This is a genomic window from Bradyrhizobium sp. 76 (assembly GCF_023073025.1).
In the GTDB taxonomy this organism is placed as follows: domain Bacteria; phylum Pseudomonadota; class Alphaproteobacteria; order Rhizobiales; family Xanthobacteraceae; genus Bradyrhizobium.
Genome location: NZ_JADPIS010000131.1, coordinates 50,885 through 64,760, shown reverse-complemented (window position 1 = coordinate 64,760; position 13,876 = coordinate 50,885). Strand labels below are relative to the sequence as shown.

Here is a 13,876-nt window from a genome sequence, read left to right as displayed (position 1 = left end):
TACCCCTCAAACATGGCTGGTACTTGATCCCTGTCATGGCGGGACGTTTGTCCTGCCACAAGGTCAAGCCCAGGCGAATAAAGGGAACGGGAGCGCGGGAATGAACGTCCGAGGGAACGTCGACGGAAAGAGCCTCTATCACGAGGTTTATGCGCGCTCGCTGGCTGACCCTGAGGGCTTTTGGGCCGAGGCGGCCAAGGAAATCGACTGGATCGAGCCGCCGAAAAAGATCTTCGATCCCTCGCAGGGCGTCTACGGTCGCTGGTTCGGCGGTGGTGTCGTCAATACCTGCTACAACGCGCTCGACCGCCATGTGGAACGCGGCCGCGCCGACCAGATCGCGCTGATCCATGATTCGCCGCTGGCAAATAACGTCACCAAATTCACCTACGCGGAACTGCTGGCCGAAGTGCAGGCGCTCGCCGCCATCATGCAGGATTTTGGTGTCGCCAAGGGCGATCGCGTCATCCTCTATATGCCGATGGTCCCGGAGGCCGTCGTCGCGATGCTCGCCTGCGCGCGCATTGGCGCGGTGCACTCCGTGGTGTTCGGCGGCTTTGCCGCGAAAGAGCTCGCCACCCGCATCGACGATGCGCAGCCAAAATTGATCCTGTCGGCGAGCTGCGGCATCGAGCCCGGCCGGATCGTGCAGTACAAGCCGCTGCTCGACGAGGCGATCAGGCTTGCGGGCGCAAAGCCGAAGGCCTGCATCGTGCTGCAACGTTCGCAGCTCGTCTGCGCCCTCACGCCCGGCCGCGACTATGATTGGGCGGGCCTGCGCCGCAAGGCGATGAACGACGGCAAGCAGGCGCCTTGCGTGCCCGTCGCCGCCACCGATCCGCTCTACATCCTCTATACGTCAGGCACGACCGGCATTCCCAAGGGCGTCGTGCGCGACAATGGCGGCCATCTCGTCGCTGTGAAATGGTCCATGTTCAACCTTTATGGCGTTAAGCCGGGCGAGGTCTGGTGGTGCGGCTCCGACATCGGCTGGGTGGTCGGCCACAGCTACATCGTCTACGGCCCGCTGCTGCACGGCGCGACCTCGATCATGTATGAGGGCAAGCCGGTCGGCACGCCCGATGCCGGCGCATTCTGGCGCGTGATCAGCGAGCACAAAGCTGTCGCCTTCTTCACTGCGCCGACCGCATTCCGCGCGATCCGGAAAGAAGATCCGGAAGGAAAATTCATCCGGCAATACGACCTCTCGACCTTCCGTACGCTGTTCCTGGCTGGCGAGCGCGCCGATCCGCCAACGGTGGAATGGGCGGAGCAGCAGTTGAAAGTGCCTGTGATCGACCATTGGTGGCAGACCGAAACCGGCTGGTGCATCGCCGGCAATCCGGTCGGCTTAGGCCAGCTGCCGGTGAAGCACGGCTCGCCGACGGTGCCGATGCCGGGCTATCAGGTCGACGTGGTCGACGAAGCGGCAAAGCCGGTCGGCCCGAACACCATGGGCTCGATCGTCATCAAGCTGCCGATGCCGCCGGGCTGCCTGCCGACGCTCTGGAATCAGGACGAACGTTTCAAGGAAGCCTACCTCACCGAATTCCCCGGCTACTACAAAACGTCGGATGCCGGCTATAAGGACGAAGACGGCTATATCTTCGTCATGGGTCGCACCGACGACATCATCAACGTCGCCGGCCATCGGCTCTCCACCGGCGGCATGGAAGAGATCCTGGCTTCGCATCCCGATGTCGCCGAATGCGCCGTGCTCGGCGTCAAGGACGCGATCAAGGGCGAGGTACCCTGCGGCTTCCTGGTGCTCAAGGCGGGTGTGAAACGGGCCCCGGCCGAGATCGAGAAGGAGATCGTCGCGCTGGTGCGCGACAAGCTCGGTCCCGTTGCCGCGTTCAAGCTCGCCATCACCGTCGGCCGCCTGCCCAAGACGCGATCCGGAAAGATCTTGCGCGGCACCATCAAGAAGATCGCAGATGGTGAAGCCTGGACCATGCCGGCGACGATCGAGGACCCCAAGGTGCTGGACGAGATCGGCGATGCGCTGAAGGGGCGGGTGTGAGGTTTGTAATGGGGCTTGAATAGGCCGCATTTTTCCGCTCAATCCTCATCCTGAGGAGCGCGCCTGGCGCGCGTCTCGAAGGATGAAAGGCCCCGCTGCTGCAGCTTGGCCTGCATGGTTCGAGACGCCCGCTGCGCGGGCTCCTCACCCTGAGGATGAAGGGCCTGCCATGAATTCGAAGCCGTTTCTAGCGATTGCATTTGCGGGCCTCATTCTCTCCGCCTGCTCCGCGCGCTACCAGACGCCGGTGGCAATGGGCGGCGACGATGACGATGCGGTCTGCCAGAGCCGCGGCTATGCGGCCGGCTCGCCCGAATACGTGGCCTGCCGCAAGGACCGCGACGTCCAGCGCAGCGCCGCGACCACCCGCGCCGACCGACGCCAGCGCGACCTCGGCGAATACATGCTGAACCATCCGGACCGGCCGTAAAGGCTGCTTTCCACTTATCCGTCATTGCGAGCGCAGCGAAGCAATCCAGGATCTCTCCGTCGAGACAATCTGGATTGCTTTTCGCTGCGTTCGCAATGACGCGGTTGCTGAAGCTTCTTGCGTCACACAAAAAAAAGCGGCGGGTTTCCCCGCCGCGCTTGCATTCGATGACGACCGAAGGCGAAGGATTACTCCTCCTCCTGGTCCTGCTTCTTGCCGCCGAGCGTCTTCAGCTTGGCGAACACGGCATCGACGTTGAGATCGTCGCTGGACCTCTCCGCGGGTTCGTACTCGTCCTTCTTGGTGGTTTCGGAGGCCGGCAGCAGGGTGGCGCCGCCATAGGCCGCGTCGATCGGCTTTTCCTTGGCCGCGCGCGCGACCTCGAAATCGAGTTCGATCTGCGAGCAGAGGCCGAGGGTGACGGGATCAATCGGCGTCAGCTGGGAGGTGTTCCAGTGGGTGCGATCACGGACGCTGGCGATCGTGCTCTTGGTCGTGCCGACCAGGCGCATGATCTGGGCGTCCTTGAGCTCGGCATGGTTGCGCAGCAGCCAGAGGATGGCGCTCGGGCGTTCGTGGCGGCGCGAGACCGGGGTGTAGCGCGGGCCCTTGCGCTTGGGCTGCGGCGGCAGCACCACCTTGCTCTCCTGGAGGCGGAGCCGGTAGTCCGGGTTGTTCTCGCCCTTCTCGATCTCCTCGCGGGTCAGCTGGCCGTTGGAGAGGGGATCCATGCCCTTGATGCCCTGGGCGGCGTCGCCGTCGGCGATCGCGCGCACCTCGAGGGGGTGCATTTTGGTGAAATCGGCGACCTGATCGAAGGTCAGCGCGGTGTTGTCGAGCAGCCAGACGGCGGTCGCCTTGGGCATCAGAGGTGCGTTGCTCATGGCAAATCTCCTTTGTGCTTCGCCCACCCCTTTGGAGGCGAAACCGGTGGTCATCAGCGATGACTGGGAATTCGCGCTATATAAGCCCGGAGGGGGTAGCCACGCAATGGTTCTGCTATAGATAGTGCCTTGACAGCGCCCGAAAGGGGGCCCAATTCCCTCTGAAGTCGCTGTAAGACCGCACCCAAGCCCTATTCATTCATCGACCGCTTCCCGCCCCTCTGGCGAGGTGATTCGGTCCCGAGATCACTCAATGTCAGCCAAACCAGACCTCAAGATCGTGCTTTGTTCTCCCCGTGGCTTCTGCGCCGGGGTGGTCCGGGCGATCGACACCGTGGAACGGGCGCTCGATAAATACGGTGCCCCCGTCTATGTTCGCCATGAGATTGTGCACAATAAATACGTCGTCGATGGGTTGAAGAAGAAGGGCGCGATCTTCGTCGAGGAACTCGCCGAGATCCCGGAAAACACCACCGCGCCGGTGGTGTTCTCGGCCCATGGCGTGCCGAAATCGGTTCCGGCCGACGCCACGTCCCGCAATTTGTTCTCGCTGGATGCGACCTGTCCGCTGGTCACCAAGGTGCACCGCGAGGCCGCAATCCATTTCAAGCGCGGCCGCGAGATCTTCCTGATCGGCCATTCCCATCATCCGGAGGTGGTGGGCACGCTCGGCCAGCTCCCGACCGGCGCCGTGACCCTGATCGAGACCGCCGAGGACGCGAAGACCATCGCCCCGAAGGACCCGAACAACCTCGCCTTCGTGACCCAGACCACGCTGTCGATCGACGACACCGCGGAGATCGTGGCGCTGCTGAAGGAGCGCTTCCCGAACATCAACGGGCCGCACAAGGAAGACATCTGCTACGCCACCACCAACCGCCAGCTCGCGGTGAAGAAGGTGGCGCCGGTGGTGGATGCCCTGATCGTGGTCGGCGCGCCGAACTCGTCGAACTCGCAGCGCCTGCGTGAGGTCGCCGAGCGCGAGGGCTGCCCGATCGCCGTGCTGGCTCAGCGCGCGACCGAAATCGACTGGAAGCGGTTCGAGAACATCACCAGCCTCGGCATCACCGCGGGCGCCTCGGCCCCGGAAGTGATCGTCGAGGAGATCATGGACGCGTTCGCCGAGCGCTTCACGCTGCATGTGGAGACGGTCTCGGCCGCGGAAGAAAACGAATTCTTCCCGCTGCCGCGTCAGGTGCGCCCCGAAGCCGCCGCCGAGTAGACCTTCATGGCGGTCTACACCGACGTTGCCGCCGACGAGCTTGCGGACTTCCTCAACCAGTACGATCTCGGCGAGTTGCTCTCCTACAAGGGCATCGCCGAGGGCGTCGAAAATTCCAACTTCCTGCTGCATACGACCAAGGGGTCGTTCATCCTCACGCTCTATGAGAAGCGCGTGGCGAAGAACGATCTGCCGTTCTTCCTCGCGCTGATGACGCATCTGGCCGAGCACGGCGTCAACTGCCCGCTGCCGGTGAAGGGAACGGACGGCGAGGCGTTGCGCGAGCTGTCCGGCCGGCCCGCCGCCATCATCACCTTTCTCGAAGGCGTCTGGCCGCGCAAGCCGAGCGCGGCCCATTGCGCCGGCGTCGGCGAGGGGCTCGCCAGGATGCATCTGGCCGGCGCGAATTTCGCGATCAGGCGTGCGAACGCGCTGTCGGTCCCGGGCTGGCGGCCGCTGTTCGATGCCGCGTCACAGCGGGCCGACGAGGTGCAGCCCGGCCTGCGCGCGTTCCTGGGCCACGAGCTCGACTACCTCGAGAGTGGCGTCTGGCCGACGCAGCTGCCCGAAGGCGTGATCCACGCCGACCTCTTCAACGACAACGTCTTCTTCCTCGGCGACAAGCTCTCGGGGATCATCGACTTCACCTTCGCCTGCAATGATTGGCTTGCCTATGACGTCGCGATCTGCCTCAACGCCTGGTGCTTCGAGCCGGATCATTCCTTCAACGTCACCAAGGCGCGGGCCTTCCTCAATGCCTATGGCCGCGTTCGAAAGCTGTCCGAGGTGGAAGAGGCGGCGCTGCCGCTGCTCGCGCGCGGAGCTGCGATCCGCTTCCTGCTGACGCGGCTGGTCGACTGGCTCAACGTTCCGCCCGGCGCGCTGGTCAAGCCGAAGGATCCGTTGGAATATGTCCGCAAGCTGCGCTTCCACCAGAGCGTTTCCAGCGTGCGCGACTACGGGCTGATGCCGTCGGGGCTGATGGCGTGAGCGAGCTTCCGATTGTCACGATCTACACCGACGGCGCCTGCTCGGGAAATCCGGGGCCCGGCGGCTGGGGCGCGATCCTGAAGTTCGGCGACAAGGAAAAAGAACTGAACGGTGGTGAGCGCCACACCACCAACAACCAGATGGAATTGATGGCGGCGATCTCCGCGTTGGAAGCGCTGAAGAAGCCGTGCACCGTCGATCTCTATACCGACAGCCAATATGTCCGTCAGGGCATCACCGGCTGGATCCACGGCTGGAAGCGCAACGGCTGGCGCACCGCCGACAAGAAGCCGGTGAAGAATGTCGAGCTATGGCAGCGCCTCGATGCCGCGCTGAAGGCTCATGACGTGCGCTGGCACTGGGTCAAGGGCCACGCAGGGCATCCCGAGAACGAACGCGCCGATCAGCTCGCGCGCGACGGGATCGTGAAGGCGCGGTTGCAGGCGCGGGTGGCGGAGTAGCGCGCGGTCGGCGCTCCAGTCTCAACTGTCATCGCCCGCGAAGGCGGGCGATCCAGTACGCCGCGGCCTCTCGATTTAACAACAACTGTTTCTGGAATACTGGATGCCCCGCTTTCGCGGGGCATCCAGTATCGTTTGTGGCTGAAAGCGATGGCCGCTTACAGCTGCCCGAGCAGAGTATCGCCGCCGGACACTTCGACCTTGCCCGGCATCGCCTCGAGGTTCAGCTTCTTGACCACGCCGTCCTCGACCAGCATCGAATAGCGCTTGGAGCGGATGCCGAGACCGTTGCCGGAGGCGTCGAGCTCCATGCCAATCGCCTTGGCGAAGTCGGCATTGCCGTCGGCGAGGAAGATGGCCTCGTCGCGCTGGTCGGTGTCGCGCTTCCACGCGTTCATGACGAAGGCGTCGTTGACGGAGACGATGGCGATGGTGTCGACGCCCTTGTCCTTCAGGGCGTAGGCGTTGAGGAAGATGCTCGGCAGATGCATCTTGTGGCAGGTGCCGGTATAGGCGCCGGGCACCGCGAACAGCGCCACTTTCTTGCCTTTGAAGATATCGTCGTTGGTCTTCACCTGCGGTCCTTCCGCCGTCATCACGCGGAATTTCGCCTCGGGCAGCTTGTCGCCAGTCTGGATCGCCATCGTCAGTCTCCCTGAAAATCGGTCCCGCTTTTTAGACCGTGCGGCGGGCCTGCACAATATTGCCGGCACGGATAGTGACCCGGAGGCGGTGAGGGCGGGACCTTCACCTTTATGTCATCAGCCGGCGAACCCGCCGCCGTCGAGGAAGGCCTGCTCGTCCGGCGTGGTGTCGCGGCCGAGCAGACGGTTGCGGTGGGGGAAGCGGCCAAACCGCCGGATGATGTCGGCGTGCTCCCGCGCGTATTTCAGGTTTTCAGCATTGTCGGTGTTTTGAAACAGCGCGACGCAGTGCAATTGGTCGGGCAGGTGCTCGGAATGCATGAAGGGCAAATAGAGGAATTCGAGCAGGACCGGGTCGATCCTTTGATCTGCACCCCGCGCAATGGCGCGGCGGGCGACGTCGCGCGCCAACGCGTCGCTGGCAAAGGCCTGCGACGTGCCGCGAAACATGTTGCGCGGAAACTGGTCGAGCACGATGACGAGCGCGAGTGCGCCCTCGTCGGTCGCCTCCCATGACAAGATCTCGCCGGCGACCGCCTTCTGCCACAGCGCGAGAAAGCGGCGCCTGACCTCAACGTCGAATGCGTCATTGCGCTCGTACCAGGCATCGCGGCCGGCCCCGCGCCAGAAGGCGAGGATGCCGGCCGGACTGATGTTGCTGTCGTCGGTCATGAACGAAAGAGGCGCTTACGCCGCCTCCGCCTTCTTCTCGTCGCGCAGCTGTCGGCGCAGGATCTTGCCGACGTTAGTCTTCGGCAGGTCAGTACGGAATTCAATGTGCTTGGGCACCTTGTAGCCGGTCAGCTGCTCCTGGCAGAACTTGACCAGGGCCTCCGCCGTGAGGTTCGGGTCCTTCTTGACCACGAACGCCTTCACCGCCTCTCCCGACTTGGAATCGGGAATGCCGATGACGGCGCATTCGAGCACCCCGGGGTTGCTCGCGATCACTTCCTCGATCTCGTTCGGATAGACGTTGAAGCCGGAGACCAGGATCATGTCCTTCTTGCGGTCGACGATCTTGGTGTAGCCCCTCTCGTCCATGATTCCGATGTCGCCGGTGCGGAAATAGCCGTCCGCGGTCATCACCTTGGCGGTCTCCTCCGGCCTGTTCCAGTAGCCCGACATCACCTGCGGGCCCTTGGCGCAGATCTCGCCGGGCTGGCCGAGCGGCATCTCGTTGCCGTCGTCATCGCGGATCGAGATCCAGGTCGAGGGCACGGGGATGCCGATGGTGCCGTTGAACTCGGGATCGGTCGTGGTGTTGCAGGTCAGCGTCGGAGATGTCTCCGACAGGCCGTAGCCTTCGGCGATGGAGCAGCCCGTGATCGCCTTCCACTGCTCGGCGACCGGGCGCTGCACCGCCATGCCGCCACCGTTCGAGATCTTCAGCTTGGAGAAATCGAGCTTCTTGAAGTCGGGATGATGCATCAGGCCGTTGTAGAGCGTGTTCACGGCCGGGAAGTTGTTGACCTGGTACTTCGCCAATTCCTTGATGAAGCCCGGGATGTCGCGCGGATTGGGGATCAGGAGATTGCAGCCGCCGGCGCGCACCGCGAGCAGGTAGCAGGCCGTCAGGGCGAAGATGTGATAGAGCGGCAGCGCGCAGACGACCATGAGTTGATCGACATGCGGCGGCGCGGCCATCGCCGGCTGCAGCCAAGCGTCGTTCTGCAGGACGTTGGCGACGATGTTGCGATGAAGCAGGGTGGCACCCTTGGACACGCCGGTGGTGCCGCCGGTATATTGCAGGAAGGCGACGTCGCCGGGCGACAGCTTCGGCTTGTTGAAGGCCAGAGAGCGACCGGCGGAGATCGCGTCGTTGAAGGACACCGCGCCCGGCAGCGACCAGGCCGGCACCATCTTCTTGACGCGGCGGACGACCAGATTGACGATCACGCCCTTGAAGCCGAGCAGGTCGCCCATGCTGCCGACGATGACGTGCTTGACTTGCGTCTTCGCGATCACCTGCTCGACGGTGTGGGCGAAATTCTCCAGCACGATGATGGCTTCGGCACCGGAATCCTTGAGCTGGTGCTCGAGTTCGCGCGGCGTGTAGAGCGGATTGACATTGACCACGGCGAAACCGGCGCGCAGCACGGCCGCGGTCGCGACCGGATATTGCAGCACGTTCGGCATCATGATCGCGACGCGGGCGCCGCGCTGCAGGCCTCGCCCTTGCAGGTAGGACGCCATCGCCAGCGACATCCGGTCGAGATCGCGATAGCTGATCGACTTGTCCATGCAGATGAACGCCTTGCGGTCGGCGAACTTGGCGAAGCTCTCCTCCAGAAGGTCGACCAGCGATGAATATTGCGTCGGCTCGATATCGGCGGGGACGCCGGGCGGATATTGCTTAAGCCAGATGCGCTCCATGGAAACTCCCCTCATTGACCAGAGCCCGTTGTGTCTCGAGCTTGCCTCATTGCCGTCAGTATCGAGCCTGCCGGAACGGGTGGCAAGCGGTCGAGCCTTAGGACAAACGTCAGGGAGTGGCTACCGGAATCCTCGCAATGGCGCTGCCGCAACTGCGAAGTGCGGCGCGGTCTCGCCTCGCATCGGCCGTTAACTGTTGTTGGCCGGTTTGGCGGGCTTGGTCGCGGCCTTGGGTTTGGCGGGCTTGGCCGCCTGCTCGCCGCTGGCCGCAGGCTTTGCCGCCGCATCGGGCTTGGCTGCGGCATGCTTGGTACCGGCCGGCTTGGCTGCGGATTTGCCGTCGGCCGGCTTGGCGGTCGCCACCGGCTTGCTGTCGGGCTTTGCCGCCGCCGTCTTGGCATCCTTCGGCTTGTCTGCCGCGTCGGGCTTTTTGGCGACGCGCGACTTCTTGCCACGCGGCTTTGGCGTGGCCTGCTGGTCGGCATCGGCCGCGACCGCCGCGATCAGGGCGGTCCCGGTGCGGGTTGGGCCGGTATACACCAGCACGGGCTCGGCCGCCGCCGGGGCCGAGGCCATCAGCTCGGAGGCCTTCATCAGCGGCGGCTGAAGCCCGGCCGTGAAGAAGGTGACCTGAGCTTCGCCGCCCGTGGCCGAGGCGGACCCGGACGTGCCGCCATTGGTCGCGATCAGTGCGTCGTCATCGTCGCTGGCCGGCCGCTTGCGATGGCCGCCGCACATGTCGTCACGCAGGTTCGGCGGCGAGGCGTCGACCGGCACCAGCTTGTCCACGGTGCCGAGCGAGGGCCGGAGCCAGGTGAGATTGTCTTGCGAGAAGCCGCGCTCCAGCAGCTGCGCCGCCTTCACCGCGCGCGCGGTCCCGGAGTTGGCGCCCAGCACGACGGCGATCAGCCGGCGGCCGTTGCGGGTGGCTGATGCGACGAGGTTGTAACCGGAGGCGCAGATGAAGCCGGTCTTGAAACCGTCGGCGCCGGGATAGCGGCCGATCAGCTTGTTGAAATTGCCGGTGACGCGCTTGCCGAAGCGGATTGCCGGAATATGCACGAAATACTCGTACTCGGGCAGGTCGCGCAGGAACGAGCGCGCGAGAATGCCGAGATCCCGTGCGGAGGTGATCTGTCCGTCGGCGGGCAGGCCGTTCGGATTGACGTAGCTCGTCTGCGTCATGCCGAGCTTCTGCGCAGTGTCGTTCATCAGCGCCGAGAAGCCGTCGATCGAACCGCCGACGCCTTCGGCGAGCACGACGGCCATGTCGTTCGCCGATTTCACCATCATCATCTTGAGTGCGTTGTCGACGGTAAGCTGCGTTCCTGGGCGGAACCCCATCTTCGAGGGCGACTGCGAGGCTGCGGTCGGCGACACCGTGAGGATGGTGTCGAGTGTGAGCTTGCCGTCCTTGACCGCCTTCAGCGTCACATAGGCGGTCATGATCTTGGTGACGGAAGCCGGATACCAGGGAATGGTCGCGTTTTCCGCCTGCAACACCTTGCCGCTATCGGCCTCGATCAGAAGCAGCGCTTCGGCGCCCGCCGCGCGCGGCGCGAGCAATGCGCCGCAGGCGAGTGTCGCGGCGAACAGGTTGAACAGGGATTGACGAAGCAGCGGGCGAAGAGCGTGCACTATCCGATTCCGGTCCTTGGAGACCCGCCGGTTCCGGTCGGCTCTCGTGATCTGATGTTCGGTTCTGAAATCCAGCGCCGCCGCTTGCGGCGCCGCAAACCTATACCGGCTGGTGCGTCGGGAATAGGGGCATCAGCGGGGTATTCCGCAATGAAATGGGCCGAATTTCGACGATATGATGGGGACTTGCCAAGGCGACTTGCTAAGATGACTTGGCGGCCGTCGCGGCAGCCTCAGCCGCTGTCACGCTGGCCCGTGCGTTCTCCTGAACCATGAACTGAGCCCTGGCGAGGTCGGCGAAATGGCCGCCTTTGGCCACGAGTTCATCGAAAGTTCCACTTTCGATCACACGCCCGTTCTCGAACACCAGGATGCGCGTGGCATTGCGGATGGTGGACAGGCGATGGGCGATCACGAAGGTGGTGCGGCCCTTCATCACTTCGTCGAGAGCGGTATTCACCTTCGCCTCGGTGACGGCGTCGAGTGCGCTGGTCGCCTCGTCCAGGATCAGGATCGGCGGATCCTTCAGCAGTGCACGTGCGATCGAGAGCCGCTGGCGCTCGCCGCCGGACAGCATCCGACCGCGCTCGCCGGCATTGGTCTCGAAGCCGCCGCTGCGCTCGATGAATTCGAGCGCCTGCGCGCGCTCCGCCGCCTTGCGCATCTCGGCCTCGGTGGCGTCCGGCTTGCCGACGCGCAAATTCTCCGCGATCGAGCGGTTGAACAGCAGCGCCTCCTGAAAAACCACGCCGATGTTCCGCCGCAGCGATGTCAGCGTCACCCCGCGCACGTCCATGCCGTCGATCCTGATGAAGCCGGACTGCGGATCGAAGGCGCGATGCAGCAGCGCAATCGCCGTCGACTTGCCGGCGCCGGTTGCGCCGACCAGCGCGATGGTCTGGCCGGGAAGCGCGGTGAAGGAGAGGTCCTCGACCGCCGGCCGCTTGCCGTCATAGGAGAAGGTGACGTCGTTGAATTCGACGAGGCCGGAGAGCCGACCCGCATCGATCGCGTCGTGCCGGTCGTGCACCGCAGGCAGCGCATCGAGCACGTTGAAGAATTCGCGCAGGCGCGGGGCTTCCATGAACACGTTGTTGATGAAGCTCACGACCTGCTCCAGCTTCTGGATCAGAAGCGTCGCGAAGCTCACGAACATCACGATCTCGCCGACCGAGGTCAGCCCCTGGTCGTGCAGCGCGATGCCGAAAGTGAAGATCGCGAGCACAGTGATCGTGGTGGAGGCGCGCGTGATGACGGTGACGAGGGCCCACCACGACAGCACCGGCATTTGCGCCGCTAGCAACTCGTCGGCGACGGAACGCAGGCCCTTCACCTCGGAATCGATGCGCACGAAACTCTGCACCAGCGCGACATTGCCAAGGGCGTCGGAAGCGCGCGCGGAGAGCTCGCTGTAGTGCTCCTCCACCTCCATCTGCATGCCGAAAGTTCTGCGCACCACGAAGGTGGTCAGCGCGGTGAAGACGATGCAGAGCACGAACAGCAGGATTGCAAGCCGCCAGTTCAGGTAGAGCGACAGCGGCAGCAGCACCACGACCGAGAGGATCGCGGCAAAATGCTCTCGAAAGAAGCCGACCCATAATCGCCACAGCGCATCTGTGCCGTTCAGCATCACCTTCATCAACCGGCCCGAATGGGTGCCCGAATGGAAGGTCAGCGGCAGCTGCATGATGTGCTCGAAATATTCCGTCAGGACCGCCTGCCGCTGGCGGTGGGAGAGCCGGTCGGCCTGCAACGCTACGACCGCGCTGCAGGCGATGGTGAACAGCCCGAACGCGACCCATGCAACCAGGAATGGCCAGGCCGAGTTGGAGCCTGCGACCGTCTTGCCCGAGAGCACATCGACGATCCGGCCGAACAGCACCGGTTCGGCGAATTGCGAGCCCGCAAGCAGGAGATTGACGACCGCGAGCAGCCAGCCCAGTCGTGCCTCCTTGCCGAGCAGCTCGAGAACGCGGGTGTAAAGGCGGAGAATGGGCATGGGCGGGGAGCTCGGGCGGATCGAACGGAGTGAGCCCATACTCTAATCAGGGATCGGCTGCGAGATATAGCGGAAGCTGTCGGTTTTGCTCAGTTGATCAACCGCCCTTCAACGGGCGGCAAGAACCCGCCGTCGAAGATGTCGCCCGCCGCCGGCCGTTTGCGGAATTTGAAATCCTGCCCGATCTGGTCGATCGCGCGATCCATGCGCGCCGGGTCGATGTCGCCGAGGCCGTTGCGACGGACCTCGTCGGTCAGGATGTTGTCGACGAGGACGGTGCGCAGGCGCTCCAGCTCAAGATCGCGGTCGCCGTCCTCAATGCGGCTCGCGGCCTCGTCCGCCGCACGCGCCGGCTCCTTGACGGTCGCGTTGATGCCGGCGATCAATGCGCGGACGAAGCCCTTCACGGTGTCCGGCTTGGCCGCGGCGAAAACCGGGTTGACCACGACGGCAAAGCCATAGGCCTCGCAACCATAGTCGGCATAGCGAAGCGCGACGAGATCGCCGCCTGGTACGCCGCGGTCGCGCAGGTTCACTGCCGAGAGATAGCTGAAGCCGGCGACGGCATCGACCTGTCCTGCGGAGAGGATCGGCTCGCGCACCGCGGCGCTGATCTTGTGGAATTTCACGTGAGCCGTGTTGATGCCGTTCTGCTGCGCCAGCGCCGGCCACAGCCGCATCGACAGATCGCTATCGGCAACGCCGACGGTCTTGCCGTCCAGGTCGGGCAGGAGGTGGATGCCGCGGCTCCTGCGGGCGACGATCGCGTAGGGCGCGCGGTTGAACAGCACGAACACCGCCTTGACCGGTGTCGCATCCTTGTCGCGGAAGCGGATCAGCTCGTTGATGTCGACGAGCGCGAGCTCGCTGTCGCCCTTGGCGACGCGCGCAAGCGCCTCCGGCGATCCGGCCGCGCTGCTAAAGGAGACGTTGAGACGCTCGGCGCCGAAGCTGCCGTCCTTTGCGGCAAGAAAGAACGGCGCCATGCTCGCATCGATCGGGCGGTCGAAGGTGAAGTGGATTGCAATGGAGGGCGCGGCGGTTTCGGCCGCGGTAGCATCGCGCGCAGTCAGCGCCGCAAGAGAAATTGCAGCGGCCAGCAGGCCGCGAAGAGCGATTGTCGCGAATTCGAACATCAGTGGCGCCGGTCCGGTGTTATGATTTGGTGACGCTCGGAGCGCCGGCTGGCGACAAGCTTGTCCGCGTCAATAT

At 64.3% G+C, this 13,876-nt stretch carries 12 protein-coding genes; 5 read left to right on the top strand and 7 right to left on the bottom strand.

Annotated elements, in window-relative coordinates; all coding sequences use genetic code 11:
• Window positions 1-100: 100 nt before the first annotated feature.
• Together IVB48_RS33555 and IVB48_RS33550 are read left to right on the top strand one after the other, a co-directional pair.
• Window positions 101-2,023: a propionyl-CoA synthetase gene (locus IVB48_RS33555; RefSeq protein WP_247406877.1), complete on the top strand. Its 1,923-nt coding sequence runs from the start codon at window positions 101-103 to the stop codon at window positions 2,021-2,023.
• Window positions 2,024-2,192: 169 nt separating this feature from the next.
• A complete protein-coding gene (locus tag IVB48_RS33550; protein WP_007597509.1) occupies window positions 2,193-2,453 on the top strand; it encodes a hypothetical protein in 261 nt (86 codons plus the stop codon).
• A 188-nt stretch (window positions 2,454-2,641) separates the two neighbouring features.
• Here IVB48_RS33550 and IVB48_RS33545 read toward each other — a convergent pair whose 3' ends face one another.
• Entirely contained in the window at window positions 2,642-3,337 is a 696-nt protein-coding gene (locus IVB48_RS33545; RefSeq protein WP_027565675.1) for a cell cycle transcriptional regulator TrcR, read from the bottom strand.
• A gap of 253 nt (window positions 3,338-3,590) precedes the next feature.
• On the opposite strand from IVB48_RS33545, the gene ispH reads away from it, so the two are divergent.
• Genes ispH through rnhA form a run of 3 tightly spaced genes read left to right on the top strand, consistent with a single transcriptional unit; the run spans window position 3,591 to window position 6,010 of the window.
• Window positions 3,591-4,559, top strand: coding sequence for a 4-hydroxy-3-methylbut-2-enyl diphosphate reductase (gene ispH, locus IVB48_RS33540; RefSeq protein ID WP_007597506.1), 969 nt, complete (start codon window positions 3,591-3,593; stop codon window positions 4,557-4,559).
• 6 nt (window positions 4,560-4,565) lie between these two features.
• Window positions 4,566-5,549: a homoserine kinase gene (locus tag IVB48_RS33535; RefSeq protein WP_247406876.1), complete on the top strand. Its 984-nt coding sequence runs from the start codon at window positions 4,566-4,568 to the stop codon at window positions 5,547-5,549.
• Window positions 5,546-6,010 carry a ribonuclease HI gene (gene rnhA, locus IVB48_RS33530; protein WP_007597503.1) on the top strand — a complete coding sequence of 155 codons (465 nt, stop codon included), beginning with the start codon at window positions 5,546-5,548 and terminating at the stop codon, window positions 6,008-6,010. Before IVB48_RS33535 ends, rnhA begins: the two co-directional genes overlap by 4 nt.
• Before the next feature lie 158 nt (window positions 6,011-6,168).
• Here the strand turns inward: rnhA and IVB48_RS33525 are convergent, their stop codons facing one another.
• The 6 genes from IVB48_RS33525 to IVB48_RS33500 form a co-directional block, all read right to left on the bottom strand.
• Window positions 6,169-6,654, bottom strand: coding sequence for a peroxiredoxin (locus IVB48_RS33525; protein WP_247406874.1), 486 nt, complete (start codon window positions 6,652-6,654; stop codon window positions 6,169-6,171).
• Window positions 6,655-6,771: 117 nt separating this feature from the next.
• Window positions 6,772-7,326, bottom strand: a complete 555-nt coding sequence (locus tag IVB48_RS33520) for a DUF924 family protein (protein ID WP_247406872.1) — start codon at window positions 7,324-7,326, stop codon at window positions 6,772-6,774.
• Window positions 7,327-7,341: 15 nt separating this feature from the next.
• Entirely contained in the window at window positions 7,342-9,027 is a 1,686-nt protein-coding gene (locus IVB48_RS33515; RefSeq protein WP_247406870.1) for a long-chain fatty acid--CoA ligase, read from the bottom strand.
• A gap of 189 nt (window positions 9,028-9,216) precedes the next feature.
• Entirely contained in the window at window positions 9,217-10,665 is a 1,449-nt protein-coding gene (locus tag IVB48_RS33510; RefSeq protein WP_247406868.1) for a D-alanyl-D-alanine carboxypeptidase family protein, read from the bottom strand.
• A gap of 202 nt (window positions 10,666-10,867) precedes the next feature.
• Entirely contained in the window at window positions 10,868-12,664 is a 1,797-nt protein-coding gene (locus IVB48_RS33505) for a glucan ABC transporter ATP-binding protein/ permease (protein ID WP_247406866.1), read from the bottom strand.
• An 89-nt stretch (window positions 12,665-12,753) separates the two neighbouring features.
• A complete protein-coding gene (locus IVB48_RS33500; RefSeq protein WP_247406864.1) occupies window positions 12,754-13,800 on the bottom strand; it encodes an ABC transporter substrate-binding protein in 1,047 nt (348 codons plus the stop codon).
• Window positions 13,801-13,876 lie beyond the last annotated feature (76 nt).

Coding starts and splice junctions, on each gene's coding strand:
- IVB48_RS33525 (WP_247406874.1), bottom strand. CDS start 6,654: ATGGCGATCCAGACTGGCGACAAGCTGCCCGAGGCGAAATTCCGCGTG.
- IVB48_RS33500 (WP_247406864.1), bottom strand. CDS start 13,800: ATGTTCGAATTCGCGACAATCGCTCTTCGCGGCCTGCTGGCCGCTGCA.
- IVB48_RS33550 (WP_007597509.1), top strand. CDS start 2,193: ATGAATTCGAAGCCGTTTCTAGCGATTGCATTTGCGGGCCTCATTCTC.
- IVB48_RS33520 (WP_247406872.1), bottom strand. CDS start 7,326: ATGACCGACGACAGCAACATCAGTCCGGCCGGCATCCTCGCCTTCTGG.
- IVB48_RS33555 (WP_247406877.1), top strand. CDS start 101: ATGAACGTCCGAGGGAACGTCGACGGAAAGAGCCTCTATCACGAGGTT.
- IVB48_RS33535 (WP_247406876.1), top strand. CDS start 4,566: ATGGCGGTCTACACCGACGTTGCCGCCGACGAGCTTGCGGACTTCCTC.
- IVB48_RS33505 (WP_247406866.1), bottom strand. CDS start 12,664: ATGCCCATTCTCCGCCTTTACACCCGCGTTCTCGAGCTGCTCGGCAAG.
- ispH (WP_007597506.1), top strand. CDS start 3,591: ATGTCAGCCAAACCAGACCTCAAGATCGTGCTTTGTTCTCCCCGTGGC.
- IVB48_RS33515 (WP_247406870.1), bottom strand. CDS start 9,027: ATGGAGCGCATCTGGCTTAAGCAATATCCGCCCGGCGTCCCCGCCGAT.
- IVB48_RS33545 (WP_027565675.1), bottom strand. CDS start 3,337: ATGAGCAACGCACCTCTGATGCCCAAGGCGACCGCCGTCTGGCTGCTC.